26 protein-coding genes and 2 pseudogenes are annotated in these 23,732 nt (G+C 60.1%); 13 read left to right on the top strand and 15 right to left on the bottom strand.

Annotated features, from left to right (window positions below; genetic code table 11):
• Nucleotides 1-7: 7 nt before the first annotated feature.
• On the bottom strand, nt 8-829 hold the full coding sequence (locus tag QRN33_RS05345; RefSeq protein ID WP_285407462.1) for an aldo/keto reductase: 822 nt from the start codon (nt 827-829) through the stop codon (nt 8-10).
• 159 nt (nt 830-988) lie between these two features.
• Entirely contained in the window at nt 989-2,137 is a 1,149-nt protein-coding gene (locus QRN33_RS05340; protein WP_285407461.1) for an aldose epimerase family protein, read from the bottom strand.
• 335 nt (nt 2,138-2,472) lie between these two features.
• Here QRN33_RS05340 and QRN33_RS05335 point away from each other — a divergent pair, with 335 nt between their 5' ends.
• Both QRN33_RS05335 and QRN33_RS05330 read left to right on the top strand, forming a co-directional pair.
• A complete protein-coding gene (locus tag QRN33_RS05335) occupies nt 2,473-3,222 on the top strand; it encodes a hypothetical protein (protein ID WP_042609140.1) in 750 nt (249 codons plus the stop codon).
• Between the two features lie 238 nt (nt 3,223-3,460).
• Complete coding sequence (locus QRN33_RS05330) at nt 3,461-4,246, top strand: sulfite exporter TauE/SafE family protein (RefSeq protein WP_123419196.1); 786 nt, start codon at nt 3,461-3,463, stop codon at nt 4,244-4,246.
• A 57-nt stretch (nt 4,247-4,303) separates the two neighbouring features.
• Here QRN33_RS05330 and QRN33_RS05325 read toward each other — a convergent pair whose 3' ends face one another.
• Nucleotides 4,304-4,768 carry a GNAT family N-acetyltransferase gene (locus tag QRN33_RS05325; protein ID WP_042609142.1) on the bottom strand — a complete coding sequence of 155 codons (465 nt, stop codon included), beginning with the start codon at nt 4,766-4,768 and terminating at the stop codon, nt 4,304-4,306.
• 208 nt (nt 4,769-4,976) lie between these two features.
• On the opposite strand from QRN33_RS05325, the gene QRN33_RS05320 reads away from it, so the two are divergent.
• Entirely contained in the window at nt 4,977-5,549 is a 573-nt protein-coding gene (locus QRN33_RS05320; RefSeq protein WP_285407460.1) for a DUF4174 domain-containing protein, read from the top strand.
• 248 nt (nt 5,550-5,797) lie between these two features.
• Here the strand turns inward: QRN33_RS05320 and ampC are convergent, their stop codons facing one another.
• Nucleotides 5,798-6,964 (bottom strand): class C beta-lactamase, encoded by a 1,167-nt coding sequence (gene ampC, locus QRN33_RS05315; protein WP_285407459.1) that lies wholly within the window; start codon nt 6,962-6,964, stop codon nt 5,798-5,800.
• A 160-nt stretch (nt 6,965-7,124) separates the two neighbouring features.
• Between ampC and QRN33_RS05310 the strand changes: the two genes are divergently transcribed.
• Nucleotides 7,125-7,997 (top strand): LysR family transcriptional regulator, encoded by an 873-nt coding sequence (locus QRN33_RS05310; RefSeq protein WP_285407458.1) that lies wholly within the window; start codon nt 7,125-7,127, stop codon nt 7,995-7,997.
• 128 nt (nt 7,998-8,125) lie between these two features.
• Here QRN33_RS05310 and gudD read toward each other — a convergent pair whose 3' ends face one another.
• Both gudD and QRN33_RS05300 read right to left on the bottom strand, forming a co-directional pair.
• Nucleotides 8,126-9,469, bottom strand: a complete 1,344-nt coding sequence (gudD, locus tag QRN33_RS05305; protein ID WP_042609148.1) for a glucarate dehydratase — start codon at nt 9,467-9,469, stop codon at nt 8,126-8,128.
• Nucleotides 9,470-9,494: 25 nt separating this feature from the next.
• A complete protein-coding gene (locus QRN33_RS05300; RefSeq protein WP_042609149.1) occupies nt 9,495-10,841 on the bottom strand; it encodes an MFS transporter in 1,347 nt (448 codons plus the stop codon).
• Between the two features lie 355 nt (nt 10,842-11,196).
• Between QRN33_RS05300 and QRN33_RS05295 the strand changes: the two genes are divergently transcribed.
• Both QRN33_RS05295 and QRN33_RS05290 read left to right on the top strand, forming a co-directional pair.
• Nucleotides 11,197-11,910, top strand: coding sequence for a FadR/GntR family transcriptional regulator (locus QRN33_RS05295; RefSeq protein ID WP_042609150.1), 714 nt, complete (start codon nt 11,197-11,199; stop codon nt 11,908-11,910).
• Nucleotides 11,911-12,001: 91 nt separating this feature from the next.
• Nucleotides 12,002-12,232, top strand: a complete 231-nt coding sequence (locus QRN33_RS05290) for a hypothetical protein (RefSeq protein ID WP_116659028.1) — start codon at nt 12,002-12,004, stop codon at nt 12,230-12,232.
• A gap of 127 nt (nt 12,233-12,359) precedes the next feature.
• On the opposite strand, the pseudogene QRN33_RS05285 reads toward QRN33_RS05290, so the two are convergent.
• A pseudogene (locus QRN33_RS05285) lies at nt 12,360-12,590 on the bottom strand (U32 family peptidase C-terminal domain-containing protein); the annotation flags it as partial.
• Nucleotides 12,578-12,664: pseudogene (locus QRN33_RS05280) on the bottom strand (hypothetical protein); the annotation flags it as partial. The pseudogenes QRN33_RS05280 and QRN33_RS05285, both read right to left, overlap by 13 nt.
• A 156-nt stretch (nt 12,665-12,820) precedes the next feature.
• Between QRN33_RS05280 and QRN33_RS05275 the strand changes: the two are divergent.
• Nucleotides 12,821-13,882, top strand: coding sequence for an AI-2E family transporter (locus tag QRN33_RS05275; protein WP_039763392.1), 1,062 nt, complete (start codon nt 12,821-12,823; stop codon nt 13,880-13,882).
• Here QRN33_RS05275 and QRN33_RS05270 read toward each other — a convergent pair.
• From QRN33_RS05270 to QRN33_RS05260, 3 genes are all read right to left on the bottom strand, one after another.
• Nucleotides 13,879-14,061: a hypothetical protein gene (locus QRN33_RS05270; protein WP_042609153.1), complete on the bottom strand. Its 183-nt coding sequence runs from the start codon at nt 14,059-14,061 to the stop codon at nt 13,879-13,881. The genes QRN33_RS05275 and QRN33_RS05270 overlap by 4 nt on opposite strands.
• A 103-nt stretch (nt 14,062-14,164) precedes the next feature.
• Complete coding sequence (locus QRN33_RS05265; protein ID WP_285407457.1) at nt 14,165-14,359, bottom strand: hypothetical protein; 195 nt, start codon at nt 14,357-14,359, stop codon at nt 14,165-14,167.
• Nucleotides 14,360-14,590: 231 nt separating this feature from the next.
• Nucleotides 14,591-14,971 (bottom strand): hypothetical protein, encoded by a 381-nt coding sequence (locus tag QRN33_RS05260; protein ID WP_024013471.1) that lies wholly within the window; start codon nt 14,969-14,971, stop codon nt 14,591-14,593.
• Nucleotides 14,972-15,214: 243 nt separating this feature from the next.
• On the opposite strand from QRN33_RS05260, the gene QRN33_RS05255 reads away from it, so the two are divergent.
• Entirely contained in the window at nt 15,215-16,033 is an 819-nt protein-coding gene (locus tag QRN33_RS05255; protein ID WP_285407456.1) for a shikimate 5-dehydrogenase, read from the top strand.
• A 178-nt stretch (nt 16,034-16,211) separates the two neighbouring features.
• Nucleotides 16,212-16,730 (top strand): cupin domain-containing protein, encoded by a 519-nt coding sequence (locus QRN33_RS05250; RefSeq protein WP_285407455.1) that lies wholly within the window; start codon nt 16,212-16,214, stop codon nt 16,728-16,730.
• Nucleotides 16,731-16,859: 129 nt separating this feature from the next.
• Here the strand turns inward: QRN33_RS05250 and QRN33_RS05245 are convergent, their stop codons facing one another.
• A complete protein-coding gene (locus QRN33_RS05245; RefSeq protein ID WP_042609156.1) occupies nt 16,860-17,504 on the bottom strand; it encodes a YceH family protein in 645 nt (214 codons plus the stop codon).
• A 125-nt stretch (nt 17,505-17,629) separates the two neighbouring features.
• Here QRN33_RS05245 and QRN33_RS05240 point away from each other — a divergent pair, with 125 nt between their 5' ends.
• Entirely contained in the window at nt 17,630-18,139 is a 510-nt protein-coding gene (locus QRN33_RS05240) for a DUF1993 domain-containing protein (RefSeq protein ID WP_281923911.1), read from the top strand.
• Between the two features lie 255 nt (nt 18,140-18,394).
• Here QRN33_RS05240 and sstT read toward each other — a convergent pair whose 3' ends face one another.
• Nucleotides 18,395-19,627, bottom strand: a complete 1,233-nt coding sequence (gene sstT, locus QRN33_RS05235; protein ID WP_285407454.1) for a serine/threonine transporter SstT — start codon at nt 19,625-19,627, stop codon at nt 18,395-18,397.
• Between the two features lie 306 nt (nt 19,628-19,933).
• On the opposite strand from sstT, the gene QRN33_RS05230 reads away from it, so the two are divergent.
• Nucleotides 19,934-21,091 carry an MFS transporter gene (locus QRN33_RS05230; RefSeq protein WP_285407453.1) on the top strand — a complete coding sequence of 386 codons (1,158 nt, stop codon included), beginning with the start codon at nt 19,934-19,936 and terminating at the stop codon, nt 21,089-21,091.
• On the opposite strand, the gene nhaR is transcribed toward QRN33_RS05230, so the two are convergent.
• On the bottom strand, nt 21,086-21,985 hold the full coding sequence (gene nhaR, locus QRN33_RS05225) for a transcriptional activator NhaR (protein ID WP_042609159.1): 900 nt from the start codon (nt 21,983-21,985) through the stop codon (nt 21,086-21,088). The two genes, QRN33_RS05230 and nhaR, sit on opposite strands and share 6 nt — an antisense overlap.
• Nucleotides 21,986-22,118: 133 nt before the next feature.
• Between nhaR and QRN33_RS05220 the strand changes: the two genes are divergently transcribed.
• Together QRN33_RS05220 and QRN33_RS05215 are read left to right on the top strand one after the other, a co-directional pair.
• Entirely contained in the window at nt 22,119-22,361 is a 243-nt protein-coding gene (locus tag QRN33_RS05220; RefSeq protein WP_065615992.1) for a hypothetical protein, read from the top strand.
• 29 nt (nt 22,362-22,390) lie between these two features.
• Nucleotides 22,391-23,140 carry a TerC family protein gene (locus tag QRN33_RS05215; protein ID WP_123419205.1) on the top strand — a complete coding sequence of 250 codons (750 nt, stop codon included), beginning with the start codon at nt 22,391-22,393 and terminating at the stop codon, nt 23,138-23,140.
• A 243-nt stretch (nt 23,141-23,383) separates the two neighbouring features.
• Here the strand turns inward: QRN33_RS05215 and QRN33_RS05210 are convergent, their stop codons facing one another.
• Nucleotides 23,384-23,551, bottom strand: coding sequence for a hypothetical protein (locus QRN33_RS05210; RefSeq protein ID WP_165839200.1), 168 nt, complete (start codon nt 23,549-23,551; stop codon nt 23,384-23,386).
• Between the last annotated feature and the right edge of the window lie 181 nt (nt 23,552-23,732).

Genomic DNA, 23,732 nt, shown 5'->3' with positions numbered 1-23,732 from the left:
CGGCGGCTCAAACCATGGCCAGCCGCTGCTTGCGTTGTGGCGCCGGGAATACCTCGTCCAGCGCCGCCAGATCCCCGGCGTCCAATTGCAGCTGCGCCGCCTCGGCATTGAGTTGCACATGTTCCGGGCGCACAGCCTTGGGAATCGCAATCACGCCATCCTGGCGCAGGATCCACGCCAGCGAAACCTGCGCCGGGGTGGCGTTGTGACGACTGGCAATGTCTTGCAGAACCGGCTCGGTGAGCATCGCGCCGCCCTGGCCGATCGGACAGTAAGCCATCAGCGGCAGGCGCTGATGCTGGCACCACGGCAGCAGATCGAATTCGATGCCGCGTTCTTCGAGGTTGTACAGCACTTGATTGGTGGCGCAGGCCGAACTGGACAGTTCTTCGAGGTCGTCGACATCGAAATTCGACACGCCCCAGCGGCCGATCTTGCCTTCCTCGCGCAGGCGTTCGAAGGCTTCGACGGTTTCCTCGAGCGGGTATTGACCGCGCCAGTGCAGCAGATACAGATCGATGTAGTCGGTGCCGAGCCGACGCAGGCTGCGCTCGCAGGCTTGCGGGATGCCTTGGCGGCTGGCGTTGTGCGGATAGACCTTGCTGACCAGGAAAATCTTGTCGCGCTGACCGGCAATGGCCTCGCCGACGACGGTTTCGGCACCGCCCTCGGCGTACATCTCTGCAGTGTCGATCAGGGTCATGCCCAGCTCGATGCCGGTGCGCAGCGCCGCGACTTCACGGGTGTGCGCCGAGCGATCCTCGCCCATGCGCCAAGTGCCCTGGCCAATCACGGGAACCTGTACGCCGGCCAACTCAAGGGTACGCATTCAAACCTCCTGGCTTAAAGAGTCGATATCTTTAGTGGGCAGCAGAATAGCGTCGGGGTTCCACAAGCAAAAAAGATCGCAGTGTTCCGCAGCTCCTACAGGGGGATGTGTTTTTCTGTAGGAGCTGCGGAACGCTGCGATCTTTTGATCTTCCAGCTTTTACTTGGCGGTGAACTTCAGGACCACGCTGTGGGCATAAGTCTGCCCCGGATCAAGCCGCGTGCTCGGGAAGTCCGGCTGGTTCGGCGAATCCGGGTAGTGCTGGGTCTCGAGGGTAAACGCGCCCCAGTGCGGATAGACCTTGCCGCCCTTGCCCTTGACCGTGCCGTCGAGGAAGTTGCTGGTGTAGAACTGCACGCCCGGCTCGGTGGTGAACAGTTGCAGGACACGCCCGGATTGTGGGTCGCTGACTTCGGTGGCGACTTTGCTGACATCGCCCTTGGTGTCCAGCGCCCAGTTGAAATCGAAACCACCCTGTTTCGGCTCGGCAAATTTCAGTTGCGGATGATCAGCCTTGATATGCGTGCCGATCGCCGTCGGTTTGCTGAAGTCCATCGGGGTACCGGCGACTGGCGCCAGTTCCCCGGTGGGGATCAGTTTCGCGGTGACCGGCGTGTAATGGCTGGAGTGGATGGTCGCGACCTGCTTGAGAATGTCGCCATTGCCTGCGCCGGCCAGGTTGAAGTAGCTGTGGTTGGTCAGGTTGAGCACGGTTGGCTTGTCGGTGCTGGCCTTGTAGTCGATGCGCAGCTCGTTGTTGTCGGTCAGGCGATAGGTGACTTCGGTGGTCAGGTTGCCAGGGAAGCCCATTTCACCGTCGGCCGACAGGTAGGTCAGGGTCACGCCAACCGAATCCTTGTCCTTGGTCTCTTCGGCCTTCCAGACTTTCTTGTCGAAACCTTCGGGGCCGCCATGCAAGGCATTGGACTTGTCGTTCTGCGGCACTTGGTAGCGTTTACCGTCGAGTTCGAAAGCACCCTCGGCGAGGCGATTGCCGAAGCGGCCAATGGTCGCGCCGAAGTACGCGGTGCCTTTCTGGTAGCCCTGCACATCATCGAAACCCAGCACCACGTCGTCGAACTTGCCGTGCTTGTCGGCAACTTTCAGCGCTTGCAGGGTCGCGCCGTAAGTGATGACAGTGGCTTGCATGCCGTGGCTGTTGCGCAGGATGTACTGTTCGACGGGCGTGCCGTCATTGGTCTTGCCGAAGGCTTTGTGTTCGGCGGTCAGGCCCGCCGCGTTGGCGGAAAGGGTAGCGATCATCAGGGACAGTCCGAGGCCGGAGAGCAGGTGACGGGATTGAAGCATGGTTGACCTTCCTTTTTGTTGTTGTTTTCGTATTGACCGTAGGAGCTGCCGAAGGCTGCGATCTTTTTTGATTTTGATTTTTTAGAAGCAAGATCAAAAGATCGCAGCCTTCGGCAGCTCCTACATGTGACTAGTCATGCTATTTGGGTGGGGATAGGAGATTTATAGCGGATTTACGCTTATTGGCAAATATAAAGTCCGACTAATTGATAGGTCGCAAAGCGCCGAAGGTCGGCTAACTGCCCGGGCACTGCACTTTTTCGCAATCGGCGGCTCTATGCATGGCCAGGATGCGGTGACTCCCGCCGCACAGGAATGTGCCTGTCCGAGATTTCATGCCGAGTGTTTTTGCCCTGATCACCGCCGCTCACCGCCGCCCGTGCCTGCTGCTGGCCTGCCTGGTCTCGCTGTTGCTCAGCGGCTGCAGCCACCAGAACGGCAATGGGTTCTTCAACCAGATGCGTGAAGGGCAGCCGCAGGAATTCCTGCAGACCAGCGTCGACCGTATGGCCACCCTGGCGATGCGCGACAACCTCGACAGCCTCTATCGGCTGATGGGCAAGCTCTACCTGCGCAACCCGGAAGAGTTGCGCAAATCCGGCTTCCTCAACATCAACACCGCCGTGAAACAGGTGCGCCTCGCCGTTGAGCAACAGCAGCCGCTGCCCGTGCTCGGCGGGCGCAAGGATTTGGCGGCGCTGAGCTATGCGATGAGCCCGGAATTCCTCGGCGACCGCGTCGGCGCGTTCATCTATGCGATCGGCAGCATGCTGGTCACCGCCCACGGCAATCGCACCGAGTTCTACATGACCGACGCGATCAACCCGACCTTCGTCCACAACGCTGCACGTAATATCGAAAAAGCCATGTGGATCCTCTCGCAACGGCAGAACAAGGAAGGCCAGCCATTGCTGTTCTCCAATGAAATTTCGGAGGAGGGCAGCAACCTCAGCTTCGCCACCGAATTCAGCAAAATCGTCGCGCGCCTGGATCTGCTCACGCAGATGCTCGATGAGCGCTATCGCAGGATTGGTTTGAATTACGCGCAGAGTCTGTTGTTTCTGAATTTCCTGCCGGTGCAGTGAGCCCCACGGTTTCGGCTAGTGCAGAGATCCCTGTAGGAGTGAGCCTGCTCGCGATAGCCGTCTTTCAGATTTTGATGAGTCGACAGGCACTCCGCTATCGCGAGCAGGCTCACTCCTACAATTTTAATCCCGGGTAAATTCAATATGGCATAACCATAGACCGCATCGATATATGTGGTTATATGAAAAATCGCTATGCTGCGGGCCAGATTTTTCCTGTCGTTTTCTGGACGTTTGAATGGAATTGGCAAATTTCGGCCTGGTGATTGCCGGGCTGGTGGTGGGGTTTATCGTCGGCATGACCGGTGTCGGCGGCGGTTCGTTGATGACGCCGATTCTCCTGTGGTTCGGCATCAACCCGGCAACCGCGGTGGGCACCGACCTGTTGTATGCGGCGATCACCAAATCCAGCGGCGTCCTCGTTCACAGGAAAAACAACAACATCGATTGGGCCATCACCGGCTGGCTGACCCTGGGCAGTGTGCCCGCCGTGGCCATGACGCTGTGGTTCCTCAGCACTCTGCACACCGCGCCGGAAGCGATGAACGCCATCATCAAACAGGCGCTGGGCTTCGTCCTCTTCGCCACGGCGCTGGCAATCTTTTTCAAGAAACGCTTGCTCGAATTCGCCCACAAACGCGCGGGTGGCAACTACAACCCTAGCGGTTCGCGGCTCAACGTGATGACCGTGATCACCGGGCTGATCCTCGGCACGATGGTTGCCCTGACCTCGATCGGCGCCGGCGCACTGGGCACCGTCGCGCTCTTCATCCTCTACCCGTTGCTGCCAACCCGCCGTCTGGTCGGCACCGAAATCGCCCACGCCGTACCCCTGACCCTCGTCGCCGGCCTCGGCCACGCGAGCATGGGCAATATGGATTGGGGTGTGCTGGGTTTCTTGCTGGTGGGCTCGCTGCCAGGCATCTGGCTCGGCAGCCACCTGACCGGCCGCATCTCCGACGAAGTCCTGCGCCCGTGCCTGGCGACGATGCTGGTGTTGATTGGGTATAAGTTGGCGTTCTGATCCTGCTGAGCGCCCTACAAAGCTGTGGCGAGGGAGCAAGCTCCCTCGCCACAGGGGTCAGCGTTGGATGACGAACTTCATCACCGTTACCGGCAGTTCTTCGTAAACCAGCTCCTCGACTACCTGCCAGCCCAGTCGCGCATACAGCGACTGCGAAGTGTCGGTGTAGAGATATAGCTCAGGTACGCTCAGCGCCGCTGCTTCTGCAACCACTCGATTGACCAGTTGCGAAGCCACGCCTTTGCCGCGGTGTCCGGCTTTGACGTAGACCCCGGCCAGCCACGGCGTCAATTCCGGCCGCAGGTCAAGATCGCTGTCGATCAGCAAAGCACCGCCGAGCAGCTCCGCGCCTTCCAAAGCCACCACCACGCTGGGGATCTCGCCCTTGCCACACGCAGAGCGCATCAACTCGATGCGGGCCTCCAGGCTGTCGCCAGGCGCGAAATCACCCCATTCCTTGAAGTTGAGTGTGGCCAGTTCTTCGATAAATTCGGGGTGATTGCACAGATAGTCGATGTGCATGCGGGTGAACTCCATTTCATTGGCAGAGCAGCCACCGTAGTGCGCCGTTGGCCGGTAAGCAAATCGACAGCGTGATCACGTCTGCCATGTTGCGCAAAGCGCGCCCTGACCTAAGCTTCTGACAGGGCAATGCCTTTTTGCCAGACGCCGCCGGAACAATCGCTACGATGCGCAATCAGTAGTGCGTGGATATCAAAAGGAGATGCGCATGCTCATCAGGCCCCTGACCCTGACATTCTTGCTGGCGATCGCCGGCCCCTTGTTCGCCGCCGACAGCGATTCACCCCTGGCCGGGGACGTGGGCCGCGCCCGCCCGCTGATCGTGATTGCGCAAAGCACCGTCGACCCGGTATGGCTGAGCCTGAAAAAGTCACTGGAAGACCCCGCCAACAAAAAGGGCGTCAGCGACCGCAACATCAAGGTCTACACCATCCTCAACATGTCCGGCCAGCTCGACGGCAAGGACATGGGCCAGCAGGACACCATGGCGCTGCTGCGCTCGCTGAAGCTGGGTGCCGGGGCGTATCCGAAAGTGTTCTTGGTGGGCAAGGACGGCGAAACCAAGCTCTCCGCCTCGGGTGACGAAGCCAAGGCGTTGAGCCTGGCGAAAATCTTCGAAACCATCGACGCCATGCCCATGGCCGAAAAAGAAGCCGCCGCTGCCGCCGCCGCTGCGCAAACACCCGCCGCCACCGAGCCGGAACCGGCCAAAGGCGCGAAGGGCGCCAAGCCGAGCAAATCGGCGAAACCGAGCAAGCCGCCGCAGATGCCGGATGATTGAATGCGCGTTGACTGACTGAAGCAGAATCCCTGTGGGAGCTGGCAAACCAGCTCCCACAAATTTTTGTGAGGTGCGCAAACCAAGTGTGGGAGCGAGCCTGCTCGCGATAGCGGTTTTTCGAGCGCTGAGAGGTGACTGATCCACCGCAAAAGATCGCAGCCTGCGACAGCTCCAACATTCACCGGGTGAAAACCCGATCCCGTAGGAGCTGCCGAAGGCTCGGGCCGCGATCGGACGATCTTTTGCTCTTAATCCGCCAGCGCCGCGAAAACCGTATGCGCAATCTTCACCCGTTCGGCATTCGGGTAATTCTTGTTGGCCAGAATCACGATACCCATATCCCGCGACGGCACGAACGCCACGTACGCGCCAAAGCCCCGCGTCGAACCGGTCTTGTTGAACAGCACGTTGGCCGGTTCAGCTTGCGGCGGGTTCAGCCACTCGACTGTGTGCGGCTCCATGGCCATGGGCGTCGAGTTGCCGTTTTGCAGTTTTTCCAGGCTGATCGGGTAGGCGTAGCGCTCCCAGCCGAGGCCTTGGGTCATGTCGCCGACGCGGTAATAACCGAGGTGTGTGTTGGCGATGGCTGTGTGCAGATCGGGCGCGAGGTTGGCCGGTTTCAGCTGTGCCTGGACGTAGCGCAGCAGGTCGGCGGCGCTGGTTTTGATGCCGTAGGCTTCAGCGTCGAGGGCGCCGGGGCTGACGCGCACCGGTTGGTCGGCGTTGTCGTAGCCTTGGGCGTAAAGCTTCGACTGCGCTGGCGGCACGCTGAGGAAGGTGTGTCGCAGGCCGAGTTTCGGCAGCAGGGTTTGCGTCATTGCCTGGTCGAACGGCTGGCCGAGGCTTTTCGCGGTCAGGTAGCCGAACAGGCCGAGACTCGGGTTGGAATACAGGCGATGGCTGCCGGCGGGAAACTGCGGTTTCCACTGTTGGTAATAGCCGAGCATCTTGTCGGAAGAATCCGCCTCAGCAGGAAATTGCAACGGCAGACCGCCAGCACTGTAGGTGCCCAGTTGCAGCACGCTGATGTTGTCGAAGGCGCTGCCCTTGAGCTCCGGCCAGAGTTGGCTGGCCTTGCTCGACAGGTCAAGTTTGCCTGTGGCCTGGGCGTAACCGGCGAGGGTGGCGGTGAAGGTTTTACTCACCGAGCCGACTTCGAACAGAGTCTTTTCAGTGACCTTTTGCCCTCCGTCCTTGTCGGCGATGCCGTAGTTAAAGTAATGCGCTTGGCCGTTCAGGGTGATCGCCACGGTCAGCCCCGGGATGTTGTTTTGTTGCATCACCGGGGTCACGGCTTGGGCGACCAGTACCTGCAATTGCGCATCGCTCGGCGTGGCGGCATGGCAGGCAACGCTGCCGAAGAACAGGGCGAAAGCGCTGTAGGAAAAGGCCTTGCTCGGTTTGAAGGAACACATGAGTGAATCACTCTCCATGAGTGTCGTTTGTTGTATCCCGCTACACTGCGGGTGATTTTTTCATCGGGCGGCTGATCAGCGCGGTTAATTTAGGCACTTCGCCGGCCCTCGACAAACGATGAAAACTCGCACGAGCCATTAGAAAAATTCTGGACAGCGCATGATTCGACCACAACTGCCGCTCAACGCTCTGCGCGCGTTTGAAGCCTCGGCACGCCACTTGAGTTTCACCCGCGCTGCCGTCGAGCTCTGCGTGACGCAAGCTGCCGTAAGCCATCAAGTCAAAAGCCTGGAAGCGCAACTCAATCTGACCCTGTTCAAGCGTCTGCCCCGTGGACTGATGCTGACCAGTGAAGGCGAGACCTTGCTGCCGGTGCTCACTACCTCATTCGATCATATTGCGCAGATGCTCGAGCGCTTGGCCGGTGGCCAGTATCGCGACATGCTGACGGTCGGCGCGGTGGGCACGTTTGCCGTGGGCTGGCTGCTGCCGAGGCTGGCGGACTTTCGGGCGAAATATCCGCTGATCGACTTACGCCTCTCGACTCATAACAACCGGGTGGATGTTGCGGCGGAGGGGCTGGATTACGCGATTCGTTTCGGCGCCGGCGCGTGGCATGGCATCGAGGCAACACGCTTGCTCGATGCGCCGTTGTCGGTGCTGTGTGTGCCGGAGATTGCCCGTCAATTGCATTCGCCGGCGGACCTGTTGCAGCAGACCTTGCTGCGTTCCTACCGCACCGATGAATGGCCGGAATGGTTTCACGCGGCGGGTCTGGCGACCCAGGCCGCGCCACCGCAAAGCATCGTGTTCGATTCGTCGCTGGCCATGATGGAGGCGGCATTGCAGGGCGGCGGGGTGGCGTTGGCACCTCCGCTCATGTTCGCCCGGCAACTGGCGGCGGATGCGATCTGCCAGCCGTTTGCGATCGAGATCACCACCGGCAGTTATTGGCTGACGCGGTTGCAGTCGCGAGCGGAAACGGTGGCGATGAAAGCGTTCAGGGAGTGGTTACTGCAAATTTCTGGTTAATGCAGATCCCTTGTAGGAGTGAGCCTGCTCGCGATAGCGGTGTGTCAGTTGATATCAATTTTGACTGACGCACCGCTATCGCGAGCAGGCTCACTCCTACAGGGACCGTGGTGGATGGGAGATCAGGTTTACCGCACCAGACACGGCCGCTTGTTATCGAATTTCCACCCCGGAATCAGAAACTGCATCGCGACGCTGTCATCGCGCGCGCCGAGGCCCATGCCTTTGTACAGTTCGTGGGCCTTGGCCACTTGATCCATGTCCAGTTCCACGCCCAGCCCCGGTTTTTTCGGCACCTGCACGAGACCATCGACAATCTGCAGCGGTGCCTTGGTCAGGCGTTGGCCGTCCTGCCAGATCCAGTGAGTGTCGATGGCGGTGATGTCGCCCGGTGCAGCGGCGGCGACGTGGGTGAACATCGCCAGGGAAATATCGAAGTGGTTGTTGGAATGCGAGCCCCAGGTCAGGCCCCACTCGTGGCACATCTGCGCCACACGAACCGAACCCTGCATGGTCCAGAAGTGTGGGTCGGCCAGCGGAATGTCCACCGACTGCAACTGAATTGCATGACCCATTTCGCGCCAGTCGGTGGCGATCATGTTGGTCGCGGTTTTCAGCCCGGTGGCGCGGCGGAATTCGGCCATGACTTCGCGACCGGAATAACCGTTTTCCGCACCGCACGGGTCTTCGGCGTAGGCGAGTACGTGATGCTGATCGCGGCACAGACGAATCGCTTCTTTCAGCGACCAGGCGCCGTTCGGGTCGAGGGTAATCCGCGCGTCAGGGAAGCGCTCGGCCAGTGCCGTCACCGCTTCGATCTCGGCATCGCCACTGAGCACACCGCCCTTGAGTTTGAAATCCTTGAAACCGTACCTGGCGTGCGCCGCCTCGGCCAGACGCACCACCGCTTCGGCGCTCATGGCTTTTTCGTGACGCACACGGAACCAGTCGTTGTCGGCGTCCGGTTCGCTGCGATAGGCCAGATCGGTTTCGTGCTGATCGCCGACGTAGAACAGATAACCGAGCATCTTCACTTCATCGCGTTGCTGACCTTCGCCGAGCAGCGCCGCCACCGGCACATCCAGATGTTGGCCGAGCAGGTCGAGGAGGGCGGCTTCCAGGCCGGTGACCGCGTGAATGGTGATGCGCAGGTCGAACGTCTGCAGGCCACGGCCGCCGGCATCGCGGTCGGCGAAAGTCTTGCGCACCTGGTTGAGGATTTTCTGGTAGGTGCCGATCGGGCTGCCGACCACCAGATTGCGCGCGTCCTCCAAGGTCTGGCGAATGCGCTCGCCACCGGGCACTTCGCCGACGCCAGTGTGGCCGGCGTTGTCCTTGAGAATAACGATGTTGCGGGTGAAAAACGGCCCGTGGGCGCCGCTCAGGTTGAGCAGCATGCCGTCGTGACCGGCCACCGGAATGACCTGCATCTCGGTGATGATCGGAGCTTTGGCGGTGTCATGAACAGTCATTGTTGTTTTCCTTGTCGAGACGAAGTCAGGCGTGTTTCGGCGCGGCGTCGGCCAGCGCTTTTTCAGCGGCGGGTTTCGGCGTAGTGCGCGCAGCGAAGACGATGATTGCGGCGATGATCGAGGTCGCGGCCAGACCATAAAGGCCGCCCTGAATCGAGCCGGTGTGTTGTTCCAGCAGGCCGAAGGTGGTCGGCGCGACGAAACCGCCGAGGTTGCCCACCGAGTTGATCAGTGCGATCACCGCCGCCGCGATGCGTGCGTCCAGGTAGGCCTGGGGAATCGGCCAGAACAGCGACGAGGCGGATTTGAAGCCCAGCGCCGCAAAGCAGATCGCGACGAAAGCAAAGATCGGCCCGCCAGTGGTGGACATGAACATCCCCGCTGCGGCGATCAACAGCGCCGTAGCCACCCACGCTTGCTGGTGTTTCCACTTCGCCGACAGCGAGGCAAAGGCGTACATGCCGACGATCGACAGCAACCATGGAATCGAGTTGAACAGGCCGACCTGCACGTCGCTGAGTTCGCCCATCTTCTTGATGATGCTTGGCAGCCAGAAGGTCGCCGCATAAATGGTCAACTGAATGAAGAAGTAGATCAGGCAGAACAGAATGATCTGCCGGTCCTTGAGCAGTTTGCCCAGCGACGGCCGGATCGGCGTCGCGGCTTCGCGGGCCTTTTGCTCGTCGTCGATGGCGCTGACCAGCGCATCCTGTTCGGCGCGGCTCAGCCATTTCGCATCGTGGGGTTTGGCATCCAGCCAGAACCAGACAAAAACGCACAGGCACACCGAGAACATCCCCTCGATGAAGTACATCCACTGCCAGCCGTGCATGCCCAGCCCGTTGATCTGCAGAAGCAGACCGGACAGCGGACCGGAGATCAGCGAGGCCACCGCCGAGCCGCTGAGGAAGATCGCGATCGCCTTGCCGCGCTCGACGCCTGGCAGCCAACGGGTGAAGTAATAAATCACCCCGGGAAAGAACCCGGCCTCGGCGACACCGAGCAGGAAACGCAGGATATAGAAGTGGGTTTCGTTCTGGATGAAGGCCATGCAGGCCGCGACGATGCCCCAGGTGAACATGATGCGGGTCAGCCAGATGCGCGCGCCGACTTTTTGCAGGAGCATGTTGGACGGCACTTCGAACAGCGCGTAGCCGATGAAGAACAGCCCGGCGCCGAAGCCGTAGGCGGCAGCGCCAATGCCCAGATCGGTTTCCATGTGGGTGCGGACGAAACCGATGTTCACCCGGTCAATGTAATTGACGATGAACATGATCACGAAGAGCGGCAGGACGTGGCGTTTGACTTTCGAGATGGCCGAGGCGAGCGTTGGATCAACGCTTTCCTGCATCCCCGAGACGGAGGTTTTCACTTGTTTTTCTCCCACTGATTATTTTTATGCGGGTAGGACTGGTGGTGCGTTGTTGATAGACATCATACAACTGTGTTTTTTTGTCCTACAAGTGGGGAGGGGTGATTAAATTCGTCTGAACATAGAGTTTCTTATGAAAAAATCGGGTTAATCCCAATATTTGCGGGGGTTATAGCGAGATGTGCGTAGTGGCTTGCTTGCTTCAGGCATATCGGTAACACCGGAGGATTAACACAGCGAATTTCGACGTCTCTGATGTTGTCATACAAGTAGTCGTGGCATACAGCGCTAGAATCCATCTCAACCGTCATCCCGCGGTGCTACGATCGGCAAGCCCCGATCACCGGAACCGACCATGCAAGAAGACCTCGACGCGCCTGCGCGCAAACGCACGCACAACCTCGCTCATGACCTGGTGGAAAAACTCACCCAGAGCATCCTGCTCGGACAGATGTCGCCCGGTGACAAACTGCCGTCGGAGAATTCCATCGTCCAGGAGCACGGCGTCAGCCGCACGGTGGTGCGCGAGGCGATTTCCAAGTTGCAGGCCTCGGGCCTGGTCGAGACGCGCCACGGCATCGGCACGTTCGTGATCGAGCGCGCGGCGGAGCAGGGCCTGCGCCTGAATGTCGACACGGCGCTGGGTGTGCGCAGCATTCTCGAATTGCGCATGGGCCTTGAAACGCAAGCCGCGGCGCTGGCGGCACAGCGACGCAGTGAGCAGCAGTTGCTGCAGATGCGTCAGGCGCTGGATGACTATCAGCGGCTGCTGGCCAACAACGACAGTTGCGTGGAGGCCGATCGGCGTTTTCATCTGTTGATCGCCGAGGCCACCGGCAACGCCTGCTTCAGCGAGATCATGCAGCACCTGGGCAGCGCGATGATCCCGCGCAATCGTCTGAATGCCGCCGAACGCGGCGCGGCGGATCTGAGCAAGCTCGGGCATTTGGCGAATCTGGAGCACGAGGCGATTCTGAATGCGATCAAGCGTCAGGACGCCGATGCCGCCCGTGCCGCCATGTGGCTGCACTTGACCAACAGTCGTGATCGCTTTATTGCCCAGGATTGATGCCGCTGGTCTGATCTATCGCACGCCGTCGATGGCCGCGCTTCCAACTTATACGCCCCGGATAATCCGGGCCAGTATTGTGAGGTGCAGCATGGCTGATGACTCGCTTGTTCCCGGTGGCATGGCGCCCACCGACCAGACCCGCCCCGTATCCGGCACCGACGAGCCGACCCTGAGCGATCACGACGCACCGCCGGGCATGCATCCGGGGCGCGATCCACTGAGCGATGGCGACCGGCCGGATGACTGGAAGGATCCGCCGGATGACGACGATGTGCCGCCTGCGGATGAGCCGACGCCGTTGTCGGATGATATGCGCTGAAGCCTGGATTTTTCGTTGAATGTGTCGGCCGCTTCGCGAGCAGGCTCGCTCCCACGCTGGAGAGTGGGAGCGATCACAATCAAAAGATCGCAGCCTTCGGCAGCTACTGCCGAGGCGCGCCTCGCAATTAAACCGGGATCAAATCCCGCATCAACAACCCAAAGCGCAAATCCGCTCCATCCGGTACCGGCACATACACCGTATGCCCATCCCCCGGCGCCCCCTCGATCGCTGCCCCGCTGACGCTGCGCAACTCATGCAGATCAAAATGAAAATTGCCCTTGCGCGTCATCAGTTCCAGATGATCGCCCATGACAGACCGATTCTTCACCTTCATCTCGGCCAAGCATCGGCGCCGTAGGCGAAGGCGTAACGCATGTTTTTCAGGGTGCCAGCGGTGGCAAGCAGCTCGGGGGCAATGAGGGTTGGCATTTGGGTGTCGGTCGCAAAAGCCGCGCAGGGTAGGGCAGCTGTCGCGAGGGTTTATTGATCTGGATCTATGCTCCATGAATAAACATGGCACTCGCGCGCGCGGCGGCTGACTAAGTGGGGCGGGCGTGCGTGACGCCTGATTGACATGGACCGGATATGAACGAAAAGAGTCTGCAATTCAAATCCCTGACGGTGCTGCTGGTGCTGGTCACGGTAGCTTTTATCTGGATTCTGCTGCCGTTTTACGGCGCGGTGTTCTGGGCTGTCATCCTCGGCATTCTGTTTGCGCCAGTGCAGCGCAAGGTGCAGCTGAAATTCGGCTGGCCACGCAACGTGACCTCGCTGTGCACGTTGAGCCTGTGTCTGGTGATCGCGATTCTGCCAGTGATCATCGTCAGCATTTTGCTGGTGCAGGAAGGGGCGACGGTCTACAAGAACATCGAAAGCGGTGAGCTGGACATCGCCGCGTATCTGGCGCAGTTCAAGCACAGCCTGCCGCCGTACTTTCAGCATTTGCTCGATCGCTTTGGCATGGGCGAACTCGACAGCCTGCGGGAGAAGATCGTCAAGACGGCGATGCAGGGCAGTCAGGTGCTGGCGACCCAGGCGTTCAGTTTCGGCCAGGGCACCTTTGAATTCGTGGTGAGCTTTTTCATCATGCTGTATCTGCTGTTTTTCTTTCTGCGTGACGGCCCCGAGCTGGCGCGCAAGATGCGCACGGCGGTGCCGCTGGAGGAAAACCACAAGCGCCGCCTGCAACTGAAGTTCAACCGCGTGGTGCGTGCGACAGTCAAGGGCAACGTGGTCGTGGCCGTGACCCAGGGTGCGCTGGGCGGGCTGATTTTCTGGTTTCTCGACATTCCCAGCGCGTTGCTCTGGGCGGTGCTGATGGCGTTTCTATCGCTGTTGCCTGCGGTGGGCGCGGGGATTGTCTGGGCGCCGGTGGCGGTGTACTTCCTGCTCAGCGGCATGATCTGGCAGGGCGTGGTGCTGGGCTTGTTCGGCGTCTTCGTGATCGGCCTGGTCGACAACGTGCTGCGCCCGATTCTGGTGGGCAAGGACACGAAAATGCCCGACTACCTGATTCTGGTTTCCACCCTTGGCGGGCTTGCGGTGTTCGGCCTCAACGGCTTCGTGATCGGCCCGCTGATCGCCGCGCTATTCCTGTCGAGCTGGGCGCTGTTCGTCGAGACCAAGCCCAAAGTGCAACTGCCTTAGGCATGCAACGCGGTGCTGGTGACCTGTTGCGACAAGGCCTGCGCCGCCGGCAAAGAAGTGAGCGGGCCGCTGATTGGCTCGCCATCGCGCACCAGATACCAGCAGGCGAGCAAGCCCGACGCGCGCAGCGAAGCGGGAACTGCGCTGCCGATCACCGACATGATTTGAACCTGAGCCATGGGAAAACCTCCATCAAACTGATGGGGCTACCTTAGGGATTTGCCGGCGCGACGGACAATCAACGCTTTCGATAGTGGTCATTGATGCCAGTGAGGTCTGGCGTCATTCGACCACCTGATCGAGCATGTGAATGACTTCGCGTTCATTGAGCAGGCCCTTGTGCACGAGGTTTTCGGCGAGCAGGGACAGCAGCTTGGCGCACCGATGGCCTTCCAGATGCTTGAGCTCGGTGAGCGCGCTGTAGACCTTGCTCGAGGTGCACAAACCGACGATGCGGTGCGGATTTTGTGTGGGCATACAGTCGTCCTTGTTGTTATCGATCAGTTGTTTACGGACGGATTCAGATTGCGGTTCCGTCATGACAAAACGGTGACCATTTGATGAAAAAAACAGCCAGCGGTCGATTCCATCATGCCGACTTTAGCTGCTCGAACTGTCCTCACAACGACCTCGGCGAGATTTTTTCGGACCTTCGCCGACCAGCGGTCATAAAAAAGCCCCGCTCGAAAGCGGGGCTCTGTGTTGCGCTTACCAGCGTGGACCGCCGTAGTAACCATGCGGGCCGCCATAGTAGCCATGCGGCCGACCGTAATAACCGCGAGGCGGGCCGTAGTAAACGGGGGCCGGCTGCACGTAAACCGGTTGCTGCACATACACCGGTGCCGGTTGGTAGTAGACCGGTGGCGGCGGTTGCTGCACGTAGACCGGTTGCGGCTGAACATAAACCGGCTGTTGCTGCACGTACACCGGCCGATCCTGGTTGATCAGTGCCGAGCCGATGATGGCCGAGCCGACGATCGCGCCAAACACTGCAGGGCCCTGCCAGCCATGGCCACCACCCGCTTCAGCCTGACCGGTGACGGCGAGTGCGCCAATCAACAAAGCCATGATGGGAAGTTTACGAATCATGATAAGTCCTCGGTTCTTCGACCCGGCGGCTGGGCCTGAACCAGGCCCACAGTTGTCGCGGGGATACAGCTAAGACAGCAAATTTGCGAAATTCAGCACAGCCGCTGGGTAAATTTTGTGTAAGGTCTGTAGCGGCTTTTTTACTCGGCAGCGCGGCGCCTCGAACAAGCCGCAATGATGATTCAGAACCCGGTGGGCTGGCCAATCCCGTCCATCCGAAAGTGCGTTTGAAGGAGAAGTTTCATGCAGATGAACCCGAACAAAGACACCCAATTGTGCATGTCCCTGTCCGGGCGGCCGGGGAATTTCGGTCTGCGTTTTCACAACCATTTGTATGAACAGTTGGGCCTGAATTTCTACTACAAGGCATTCAGCAGCCAGGACCTGACCGGCGCAGTCGGTGGCATCCGGGCACTGGGTATTCGCGGCTGCGGCGTGTCGATGCCGTTCAAGGAAGCCTGCATTGCCCTGGTCGATGAGCTGGATGCCTCGGCAGCGGCGATCCAGTCGATCAATACCATCGTCAACACCGACGGCCACCTCAAGGCCTATAACACCGATTACATCGCCGTCGCGCAGTTGCTGGAAAGCCACGCGGTGCCGAAAGATTCGACCTTCGCCCTGCGCGGCAGCGGCGGCATGGCCAAAGCGGTGGCCAGCGCCCTGCGCGATGGCGGCTACAGTAACGGTTTGATCGTCGCCCGCAACGAGCGGGCCGGACGTGCTTTGGCAGATTCGCTGGGTTATCGCTGGCAGGCCGAGTTGGGTGACGAGCGCCCGCAGATGCTGATCAACGTCACGCCGGTGGGCATGGATGGCGGACCGGAGGCGGGGCTACTGGCGTTCGAGCCTGAGGTGATCCAGGCGGCCGAGACCGTGTTCGATGTAGTGGCGATCCCTTCGGAAACGCCGCTGATCGTGCGGGCGCGGGCCGAAGGCAAGCGGGTGATCACCGGGCTGGAAGTGATTGCGATCCAGGCGCTGGAGCAGTTCGTGCTGTACACCGGGGTGCGGCCGAATGAGGCGCAGTTTGCGGCGGCGGTGGAATTTGCCCGTAGCTGAGTGATTTTTGTAGTGGGCTGGTCTGGCCTCATCGCGAGCAGGCTCACTCCTACAGTTGGAATGCGTTCAATCTGTAGGAGTGAGCCTGCTCGCGATAGCCTCGCCACGGATTCACATGAGACCCCTACACTTCAGAAACAACACTCGCCCACCACAAAAACCATAACCGAGGCCACCCATGCATCCGCCCATCCTCAACCTCAACGAGGTCGAACTCGAGCCCCTGCCCGAAGCCCTCGCCCCCGAAGGCGAAACCGCCGGGCGTTATCAGCAGCGCATCGCGCGCATCGGTCAGCAACTGGGTGCGCAGAAACTCGGTTATCGCCTGTATGCGCTGCCGCCGGGCATGCGCGGCAGTCCGTTCCACAGCCATCGTGTCAACGAAGAAATGTTCTACGTGGTGGCCGGGGAGGGCGAGGTGCGGTTGGGAGGCGAGCGTTTTCCGATCCGCGCCGGTGATGTGATCGGCTGCCCAGCGGGCGGGCCGGAGAACGCCCATCAGATCATCAATACCGGCGCGGGCGAACTGCGTTATCTGGCGGTGAGCACTCAGCAGCAGCCTGAGATTTGCGAGTATCCGGATTCGAACAAGTACGCGGTGATGGATAACTTCGCGGTGGATGCCGAGGGCAATGCCTCGGGATTTGTCGCAGTCGCGCGGCAGGCGGATGGGGTGGATTATTGGGATGGGGAATAAAAAATCTGACATGCGCTGATGTCTCTTGTAGGAGTGAGCCTGCTCGCGATAGCGGTGTGTCGGTCAAATCCGCTGTGACTGACACACCGCTATCGCGAGCGGGCTCACTCCTACACGGGGATCCCAAGGTTATTCGAGACGGGCCAGGCGTTCTTCCAGCGCTGCAATCCGCGCTTCCAGTTCTTCGATGCGCTCCAGCGAAACGCCACCGCTCGAACGCTCCCCGGGATTGTGCCGCGCCGCTAATATCGCCTCGATATCCGCCGGATCGCCCAGCGCATGGGTGTAGCGATCCTCGCGCTGCCCGGACTGACGCGGAATCAACACCGCCAGTCCACGAGCGATCAATCGCTCAAGCTGATGCACGACCTGTTCGCTATCTTCAAACTCATGCATGCGCCCGCTGCGGGTCAGCAGTTCATTGACGGTCTGCGGACCGCGCAGAAACATCAAACCCGTCAGAATCACCTGTGCCGGCACCAGTTCCAGCGCCTTGTCGACCTTGTGCTCCCAGCGGTCGGCGCGGCTGCCCATGACCAGTCTGGTGAAGCCGCGACCTTCCAGCGCCCGCAGGCTCTGACCAACCTGACCCTGATTGAGGTTCATCACCGGTTCGCGGCTGGTCTTCTGATTGCAGGCCAGCACCAGCGCGTTGAGGGTCAGCGGATAGGTTTCCGGGCTGGTGGCCTGCTTTTCGATCAGCGCACCGAGGATGCGGATTTCCGTGGCATTGAGCCGTGGCTGTTCGGCGGTGGATTCTTGTTCGTTGCTCATCGCGCGTTCCCTCTGCAGTCGAAGCCGCCTAGCCTAATCCTTGCCAAACAAAAGGCAAGCCGTGCGGTCATCAAGCATGGCTATAATCGCCACCACGTATTACCCAGCCATCACATGAGATTGCCATGACCATTTCACTGTACGCCGCATCCGTCCCGGTTTTTCAACAAATGCTCAACGCCCTGAGCGATGTGCTGAAAAAGGCTGAAGCCCACGCCAGCGCGAAAAACATCGACCAGAGCGTCTTCCTGCAAGCGCGGTTGTACCCGGACATGTTCCCGCTGGTGCGTCAGGTGCAGATCGCTGTGGATTTCGCCAAAGGCGTGTCGGCGCGTCTGGCTGAGGTCGAATTGCCGAAGTACGACGACACCGAAACCACCTTCGCCGACCTGCAAGCGCTGATTGCCAAGGTTCTGGCCTTCATCGGCGAGATCAAGCCAGAGCAGATCGACGGCAAGGAAGGCATCGAAATCGTGACCCGTCCGGGCACGCCGAAAGAGAAGCGCTTCAGTGGTCAGGCGTATCTGCTGACTTACGGCTTGCCGCAGTTCTTCTTCCACGTCACCACCACTTATGCGCTGCTGCGTCATAACGGCGTTGAAGTGGGCAAGCGCGACTACATGGGCGCGTTCTAAGCCTGCAAGAGCCCCTCACCCTAACCCTCTCCCGGAGGGAGAGGGGACTGACCGGGGGATATTGCAAAGTTGCGCCGCCTTGAGAGATTTGCAGTGAATCCATAATCGACTGGATCGTTCAGGTCGACGTATAGCGCCAGACCCCTCGGTAGGCTCCCTCTCCCACCGGGAGAGGGCTGGGGTGAGGGGGGATTCCCAGCCACAAAAAAGCCCGCCAAGGTTCACACCAAGGCGGGCTTTTCGTTGCGCGAGAAATTACGCCGTGCGCTTAGCCTTCTCTTCCTCACCGAGGCAAGCCGCTGCGGTAAACAGCACATCGGTCGACGAGTTGAGCGCGGTTTCCGCCGAATCCTGCAGCACGCCAATAATGAAGCCTACCGCCACGACCTGCATGGCGATCTCGCTCGGGATGCCGAACAGGCTGCACGCCAGCGGAATCAGCAGCAGCGAACCACCGGCCACACCCGAAGCGCCACAGGCGCAGATCGCTGCGACGACGCTGAGCAGGATCGCGGTCGGGATGTCCACGGTGATGCCCAGGGTGTGCACGGCCGCCAGGGTCAGCACGGTGATGGTGATTGCCGCGCCGGCCATGTTGATGGTGGCGCCGAGCGGGATCGATACCGAGTAGGTGTCTTCGTGCAGGCCCAGGCGCTTGCTCAACTCCAGATTGACCGGAATGTTCGCCGCCGAGCTGCGGGTGAAAAATGCGGTGATGCCGCTTTCGCGCAGGCACATCAGGGTCAGCGGGTACGGGTTGCGGCGCAGCTTCCAGAACACGATCAGCGGGTTCATCACCAGCGCAACGAACAGCATGCAGCCCAGCAGCACGGCCAGCAGGTGCGCATAGCCGAGCAGCGCGCCGAAACCGGAAGTGGCCAGCGTCGACGCCACCAGGCCAAAGATGCCCAGCGGCGCGAAGCGAATAACTACGCGCACGATCAGGGTCACGCCGTTGGACAGATCATCGAGCACTTCGCGGGTGGTATCGCCGGCGTGGCGAATGGCGATGCCCATGCCGATCGCCCAGGCGAGAATGCCGATGAAGTTGGCATTCATCAGCGCGCTGACCGGGTTGTCGACAACACTCAGCAACAGGCTTTGCAGGACCTCGGTGATGCCGCCGGGCGCGGTGACCGTAACGTTGTCCGTGGACAGTACCAGGCTCGACGGGAAGCTCATGCTGACCACCACGGCCACCACCGCTGCGGCGAACGTGCCCAGCAGGTAGAGGAACAGGATCGGCCGGATGTGGGTTTCCTGGCCATGCTTGTGGTTGGCGATCGACGCCATCACCAGTACGAACACCAGAATCGGCGCCACGGCTTTCAACGCCGAGACAAACACTTTGCCGATGAACGCGGTGGACTTCGCCGCTTCCGGGGCGAACAGAGCCAAGGCGATGCCGGCGATCAGGCCGATGACAATCTGGCTGACCAGACTGAGGTTTTTCAGGCGTTGCAAAAGAGAAGGGGATGAAGCGGTCATGACGGCATCTCTGTTTTTTATAGGGTGCGAAGCGTCGTGGGCAGTCACGAAACGCCTGTCGAAGTGACATCAACGCCGCCAAACGGCACGTTGATCAGCTGTACGATTTTCAGGGCGCGGACTTTATCACAGCGCAGGCGCCAACCTTCAGCCTGTGACGATCTGCCACCGCATCAACCGGGCAGATCGGCAGTTTTGGGCAACTCAGTGCAGACACAGTCTGTTAAGATTCGCCATCCTCATTTTCTAGTTCTGCCAGCGGGCCTCCGGGTCATCGCTGGCGTCGTCGTTTTGCTGGAGTTGCGCATGCTGTTGCCTATTCTTCTGTTGTCCGCCGCCGGGTTCACGGTGCTGACCACGGAATTCGTCATTGTCGGCCTGCTGCCGGCGATAGCCCGAGACCTCGAAGTCACCATCCCGCAAGCCGGGCTGTTGGTGACGTTGTTCGCCTTTACCGTGGCGCTGTTCGGCCCGTTCCTGACCGCTTATTTCGCCCGTTTCGAACGGCGCAAACTGTTCATCAGCATCCTGATCATGTTCGGCCTGGCCAACACAGTTGCAGCTTTGGCGCCGAACATCTGGGTGATGGCCATCGCGCGCTTGATTCCGGCGCTGGGCTTGCCGGTGTTCTGGGCGCTGGCCAGCGAGACGGCGGTGGACATCGTCGGCCCGGATTTCGCCGGTCGGGCGATTGCCAAGATCGGCTTCGGTATTGTCTGCGCCACGGTGTTCGGCATTCCGGTCGGCACGCTGATTTCCGACGCGTTCGGCTGGCGCAGCGCATTCGGCATTCTCGCGCTGATCGCGTTTGCCAAAGCCTTGCTGCTGTTTGTCTACCTGCCTAAAACCAGTCTGCACCAGCATCAGGTCAGCTTCCGTTCGCAATTCAAGATCCTGCGCAGTCCGTTGATGATCGGCCATATCGTGTTGTCGATTCTGGTGTTCAGCGGCATGTTTACCGCCTACACCTACCTCGCCGACATCCTCGAGCGCCTTGCCGGGTTCAACGGCACCGTAGTCGGCTGGTGCCTGATGGCCTTTGGCGCGGTCGGGCTGGTTGGTAACTCGCTCGGTGGGCGTGCGGTGGATCGGCATCCGCTGGGAGCGTCGGTGTTGTTCTGCGCGTTCATGATCGCTGGCATGGTCTCGCTGGTGCCGAACATTCATTCGCCCGTTGGCCTGGCAGTGGCGATGGGCATCTGGGGCGTAACCCAGGCGGCGCTGTTCCTGGTCAGCCATGTGCGCCTGATGAAAGCCGCGCCGCAAGCGCCTGCATTTGCCGCGTCGCTGAACATCGCCGGGGCCAACCTCGGCATCGGCCTGGGCGCGATGGTCGGCGGCCGCGTGATCGACAGCGCCGGTCTGGGCTTTCTCGGCTTCGCCGCTGCCGGCTTCATCCTGCTGTCGGTGTTCCTCGCCATGGTGCTGATGACGCTGAAGCCGCGTGAAGCCTGCGCTTCATAATCCGGTAAACAGCTCGCGTCGGGCACCCTCGGTAATCGCAACGATGCCAGGGTGCTTGACCTTGCGCTCCACCGAAATGGCGTAGAACGACTCGCTCACCGCGTCGGTCTGGCCAATCAGTTCGACGCCGTACTGACGCTTCACTTCCTCGGCAATCACGCTCGGGCCGATAAAGATCCCGCTGCCGGATTGGCCGAAGGCCTGCATCAAAGCACTGTCATCGAACTCGCCGACAATCTGCGGCTGGATCTGCTGTTCGGCGAACCAGCGCTGCAAGCGGCTGCGCACCACGGTTTCGGCCCCGGGAATCAACAGCGGCGCGCCGTGCAGGCTGCGCGGGAAGTCCTGGCCATACTGTGCGGCGAGTTCGGCGGTGGCGAAAAAACTGATACCGCATTCACCGAGCTTCTGGCTGTAGCCCTTGATGTCCAGATGCGAGGGCATCGGGCTGTCGGAAATCACCAGATCCAGACGTTGAATGGCCAGATCCGCGAGCAGGCGTTCGAGTTTGTCCTCGCGACAGGTGATGCGCAGCGGCTCGCTCAGCTCCATGGTCGGTGCGATCAGGCGATAGACAATGGATTTTGGCACCACATCGGCGACGCCGACCCGGAACAGGATCTGCTGCTCGTTGGGTTGCGCGCGCAGCATCAGCTCCAGCTCGCCGCCCAACTGAAACATCTGCTCGGCGTAGGGCAGGGCCTGGCGTCCGGCTTCGGTGAGCTCCAGCTGCCGGCCAACGCGACGAAACAGTTCCACGTTATAGGTTTGTTCGAGCAGGGAAATCTGCCCGCTGATGGTCTGCGGCGTCAGATTGAGCTGCTCGCAGGCGCGGACAATGCTGCCGGTTTTAGCCACGACCCAGAAGTAATGCAGTTGTCGGTAATTGAGCATATCGATCGCCACTTCGTGAAAACCGAAGTATAGCCGCTAAAAATACGAATTTTCCTGAACTGTTCATCTCCCTAGAATGCCCAGCCATCGACGGCCGGTGTGTGCGCCTGTCTGTTCATTCGAAGGGAACCTTATGAAATACACATTTCCCGCAGTGATGTTTGCGTCTTTACTGGTTCTGGCCGGTTGTGATCAGGCGGAAAAAAGCGCGCAGCAATTGATGGGCGCTGCGGCCGAGACCGCCAAGCAAGCGATCGACGACACCCACAAGGCCGCCGAGCAAGCGCTCAGCGATGCCACCGGTGGCTTGATCCAGAAAAAAGAAACACCGGAAAAACAAGCGGAAGAATCCGAATCTTCCTCCAAGACCATCTGAACCGTCTTACACAGAGTCAGGACTGACCCATGGAATATCTGTTAGAACTCGCCGCCAGCCCGACCGCCTGGGTTGCTTTGGCCACATTGGTGGTGATGGAAATCGTGCTCGGCATCGATAACCTGATCTTTATCTCGATCCTCACCAACAAATTGCCCGAGCAGCACCGGCAAAAGGCGCGCCGTATCGGTATCGGCATGGCCCTGATCCTGCGTCTGGCACTGTTGAGCACCATCGCCTTCATCGTTCAGTTGACCGAGCCGGTGATCGAAATCCTCGGCCATGCGTTCTCCTGGAAGGACATGATCCTCATCGCCGGTGGCCTGTTCCTGGTCTGGAAAGCCACGACCGAGATCCATCACAGCATGGACCCGGCGCCGGAAGATCCAAAGAGCGCGACGTCGACCGTGACCCTGGGCTTCGCCGCGGCCATCGGCCAGATCCTCATGCTGGATATGGTGTTCTCGATCGACAGCATCATTACCGCTGTCGGCATGACCGAACACCTTCCGATCATGATCATCGCGGTGGTGGTGTCGGTACTGGTGATGCTGCTCGCGGCTGATCCGCTGGCCAAGTTCATCAACGACAACCCGACCGTGGTCATGCTGGCGCTGGGCTTCCTGATCATGATCGGCATGACGCTGATCGCCGAAGGCTTCGGCGCCCATGTACCGAAAGGTTATGTGTATGCGGCCATGGCGTTCTCGGCCGGTATCGAGGTGTTGAACATGATGTCGCGCCGGGCGAAGCAGAAGAAGGTTGCTCAGCAGGCGTAATGGCTGACAACAAAAAACCGCTTGGGCTGGTTGAGTCCAGGCGGTTTTTTTTCGCTTTGATATTGGCGGTGTGTTTGAGAGCCAGCCCCTCACCCCAGCCCTCTCCCGAGGGAGAGGGCTGGGGTGAGGGGCTCTGCAAATCCTGAGTTCGGCTAGATGATTCAGGTCGGCGTCATTCAAAAGAACAACCCGGTCAGTTCCCTCTCCCTCCGGGAGAGGGCTAGGGTGAGGGGCTTTCAATCTTCAGTGCGCAGCAACGTGCCGTACGGAATGCTTTTCTGTCTTCTCAACCGTTGGCGTCTGCACCGGATGATGATGCCGCCGGGAAATCCGCAACACGCCCCACAACATGGCAGTCGCCACGGCCAGCCAGCCGGCTATCAACATCACGATGGTCATGGTCAGGCTCATTGGTGCCTCCTCTTCGCCCTGCGTCGGGCGCTCGCTTTTCGCAATTCGCTCTATTTCAGTGACAGTCTAGTCAATGGGGTGTTTCAAGCTATTGACCAAAGGTCGTTAGTGACCAATCACTTTGCTCTATGTAATCGCGGTGTCTGCGGTTTAAGGCTATACCGCGAGCAGGTGCGGCTCT

Source organism: Pseudomonas sp. FR229a (assembly GCF_030209115.1).
GTDB classification, from domain to species: Bacteria; Pseudomonadota; Gammaproteobacteria; order Pseudomonadales; family Pseudomonadaceae; genus Aquipseudomonas; species Aquipseudomonas moraviensis_A.
This window is presented reverse-complemented; position numbering and strand designations above follow the sequence as displayed.

Coding starts and splice junctions, on each gene's coding strand:
- QRN33_RS05330 (WP_123419196.1), top strand. CDS start 3,461: ATGGAATTGGCAAATTTCGGCCTGGTGATTGCCGGGCTGGTGGTGGGG.
- QRN33_RS05210 (WP_165839200.1), bottom strand. CDS start 23,551: ATGAGCCTGACCATGACCATCGTGATGTTGATAGCCGGCTGGCTGGCC.
- QRN33_RS05240 (WP_281923911.1), top strand. CDS start 17,630: ATGACCATTTCACTGTACGCCGCATCCGTCCCGGTTTTTCAACAAATG.
- QRN33_RS05295 (WP_042609150.1), top strand. CDS start 11,197: ATGCAAGAAGACCTCGACGCGCCTGCGCGCAAACGCACGCACAACCTC.
- ampC (WP_285407459.1), bottom strand. CDS start 6,964: ATGTGTTCCTTCAAACCGAGCAAGGCCTTTTCCTACAGCGCTTTCGCC.
- QRN33_RS05245 (WP_042609156.1), bottom strand. CDS start 17,504: ATGAGCAACGAACAAGAATCCACCGCCGAACAGCCACGGCTCAATGCC.
- QRN33_RS05310 (WP_285407458.1), top strand. CDS start 7,125: ATGATTCGACCACAACTGCCGCTCAACGCTCTGCGCGCGTTTGAAGCC.
- gudD (WP_042609148.1), bottom strand. CDS start 9,469: ATGACTGTTCATGACACCGCCAAAGCTCCGATCATCACCGAGATGCAG.
- QRN33_RS05320 (WP_285407460.1), top strand. CDS start 4,977: ATGCTCATCAGGCCCCTGACCCTGACATTCTTGCTGGCGATCGCCGGC.
- QRN33_RS05345 (WP_285407462.1), bottom strand. CDS start 829: ATGCGTACCCTTGAGTTGGCCGGCGTACAGGTTCCCGTGATTGGCCAG.
- QRN33_RS05230 (WP_285407453.1), top strand. CDS start 19,934: ATGCTGTTGCCTATTCTTCTGTTGTCCGCCGCCGGGTTCACGGTGCTG.
- QRN33_RS05265 (WP_285407457.1), bottom strand. CDS start 14,359: ATGCCCACACAAAATCCGCACCGCATCGTCGGTTTGTGCACCTCGAGC.
- QRN33_RS05255 (WP_285407456.1), top strand. CDS start 15,215: ATGCAGATGAACCCGAACAAAGACACCCAATTGTGCATGTCCCTGTCC.
- QRN33_RS05250 (WP_285407455.1), top strand. CDS start 16,212: ATGCATCCGCCCATCCTCAACCTCAACGAGGTCGAACTCGAGCCCCTG.
- nhaR (WP_042609159.1), bottom strand. CDS start 21,985: ATGCTCAATTACCGACAACTGCATTACTTCTGGGTCGTGGCTAAAACC.
- QRN33_RS05325 (WP_042609142.1), bottom strand. CDS start 4,768: ATGCACATCGACTATCTGTGCAATCACCCCGAATTTATCGAAGAACTG.
- QRN33_RS05335 (WP_042609140.1), top strand. CDS start 2,473: ATGCCGAGTGTTTTTGCCCTGATCACCGCCGCTCACCGCCGCCCGTGC.
- QRN33_RS05340 (WP_285407461.1), bottom strand. CDS start 2,137: ATGCTTCAATCCCGTCACCTGCTCTCCGGCCTCGGACTGTCCCTGATG.
- QRN33_RS05215 (WP_123419205.1), top strand. CDS start 22,391: ATGGAATATCTGTTAGAACTCGCCGCCAGCCCGACCGCCTGGGTTGCT.
- sstT (WP_285407454.1), bottom strand. CDS start 19,627: ATGACCGCTTCATCCCCTTCTCTTTTGCAACGCCTGAAAAACCTCAGT.
- QRN33_RS05260 (WP_024013471.1), bottom strand. CDS start 14,971: ATGATTCGTAAACTTCCCATCATGGCTTTGTTGATTGGCGCACTCGCC.
- QRN33_RS05275 (WP_039763392.1), top strand. CDS start 12,821: ATGAACGAAAAGAGTCTGCAATTCAAATCCCTGACGGTGCTGCTGGTG.
- QRN33_RS05290 (WP_116659028.1), top strand. CDS start 12,002: ATGGCTGATGACTCGCTTGTTCCCGGTGGCATGGCGCCCACCGACCAG.
- QRN33_RS05270 (WP_042609153.1), bottom strand. CDS start 14,061: ATGGCTCAGGTTCAAATCATGTCGGTGATCGGCAGCGCAGTTCCCGCT.
- QRN33_RS05220 (WP_065615992.1), top strand. CDS start 22,119: ATGAAATACACATTTCCCGCAGTGATGTTTGCGTCTTTACTGGTTCTG.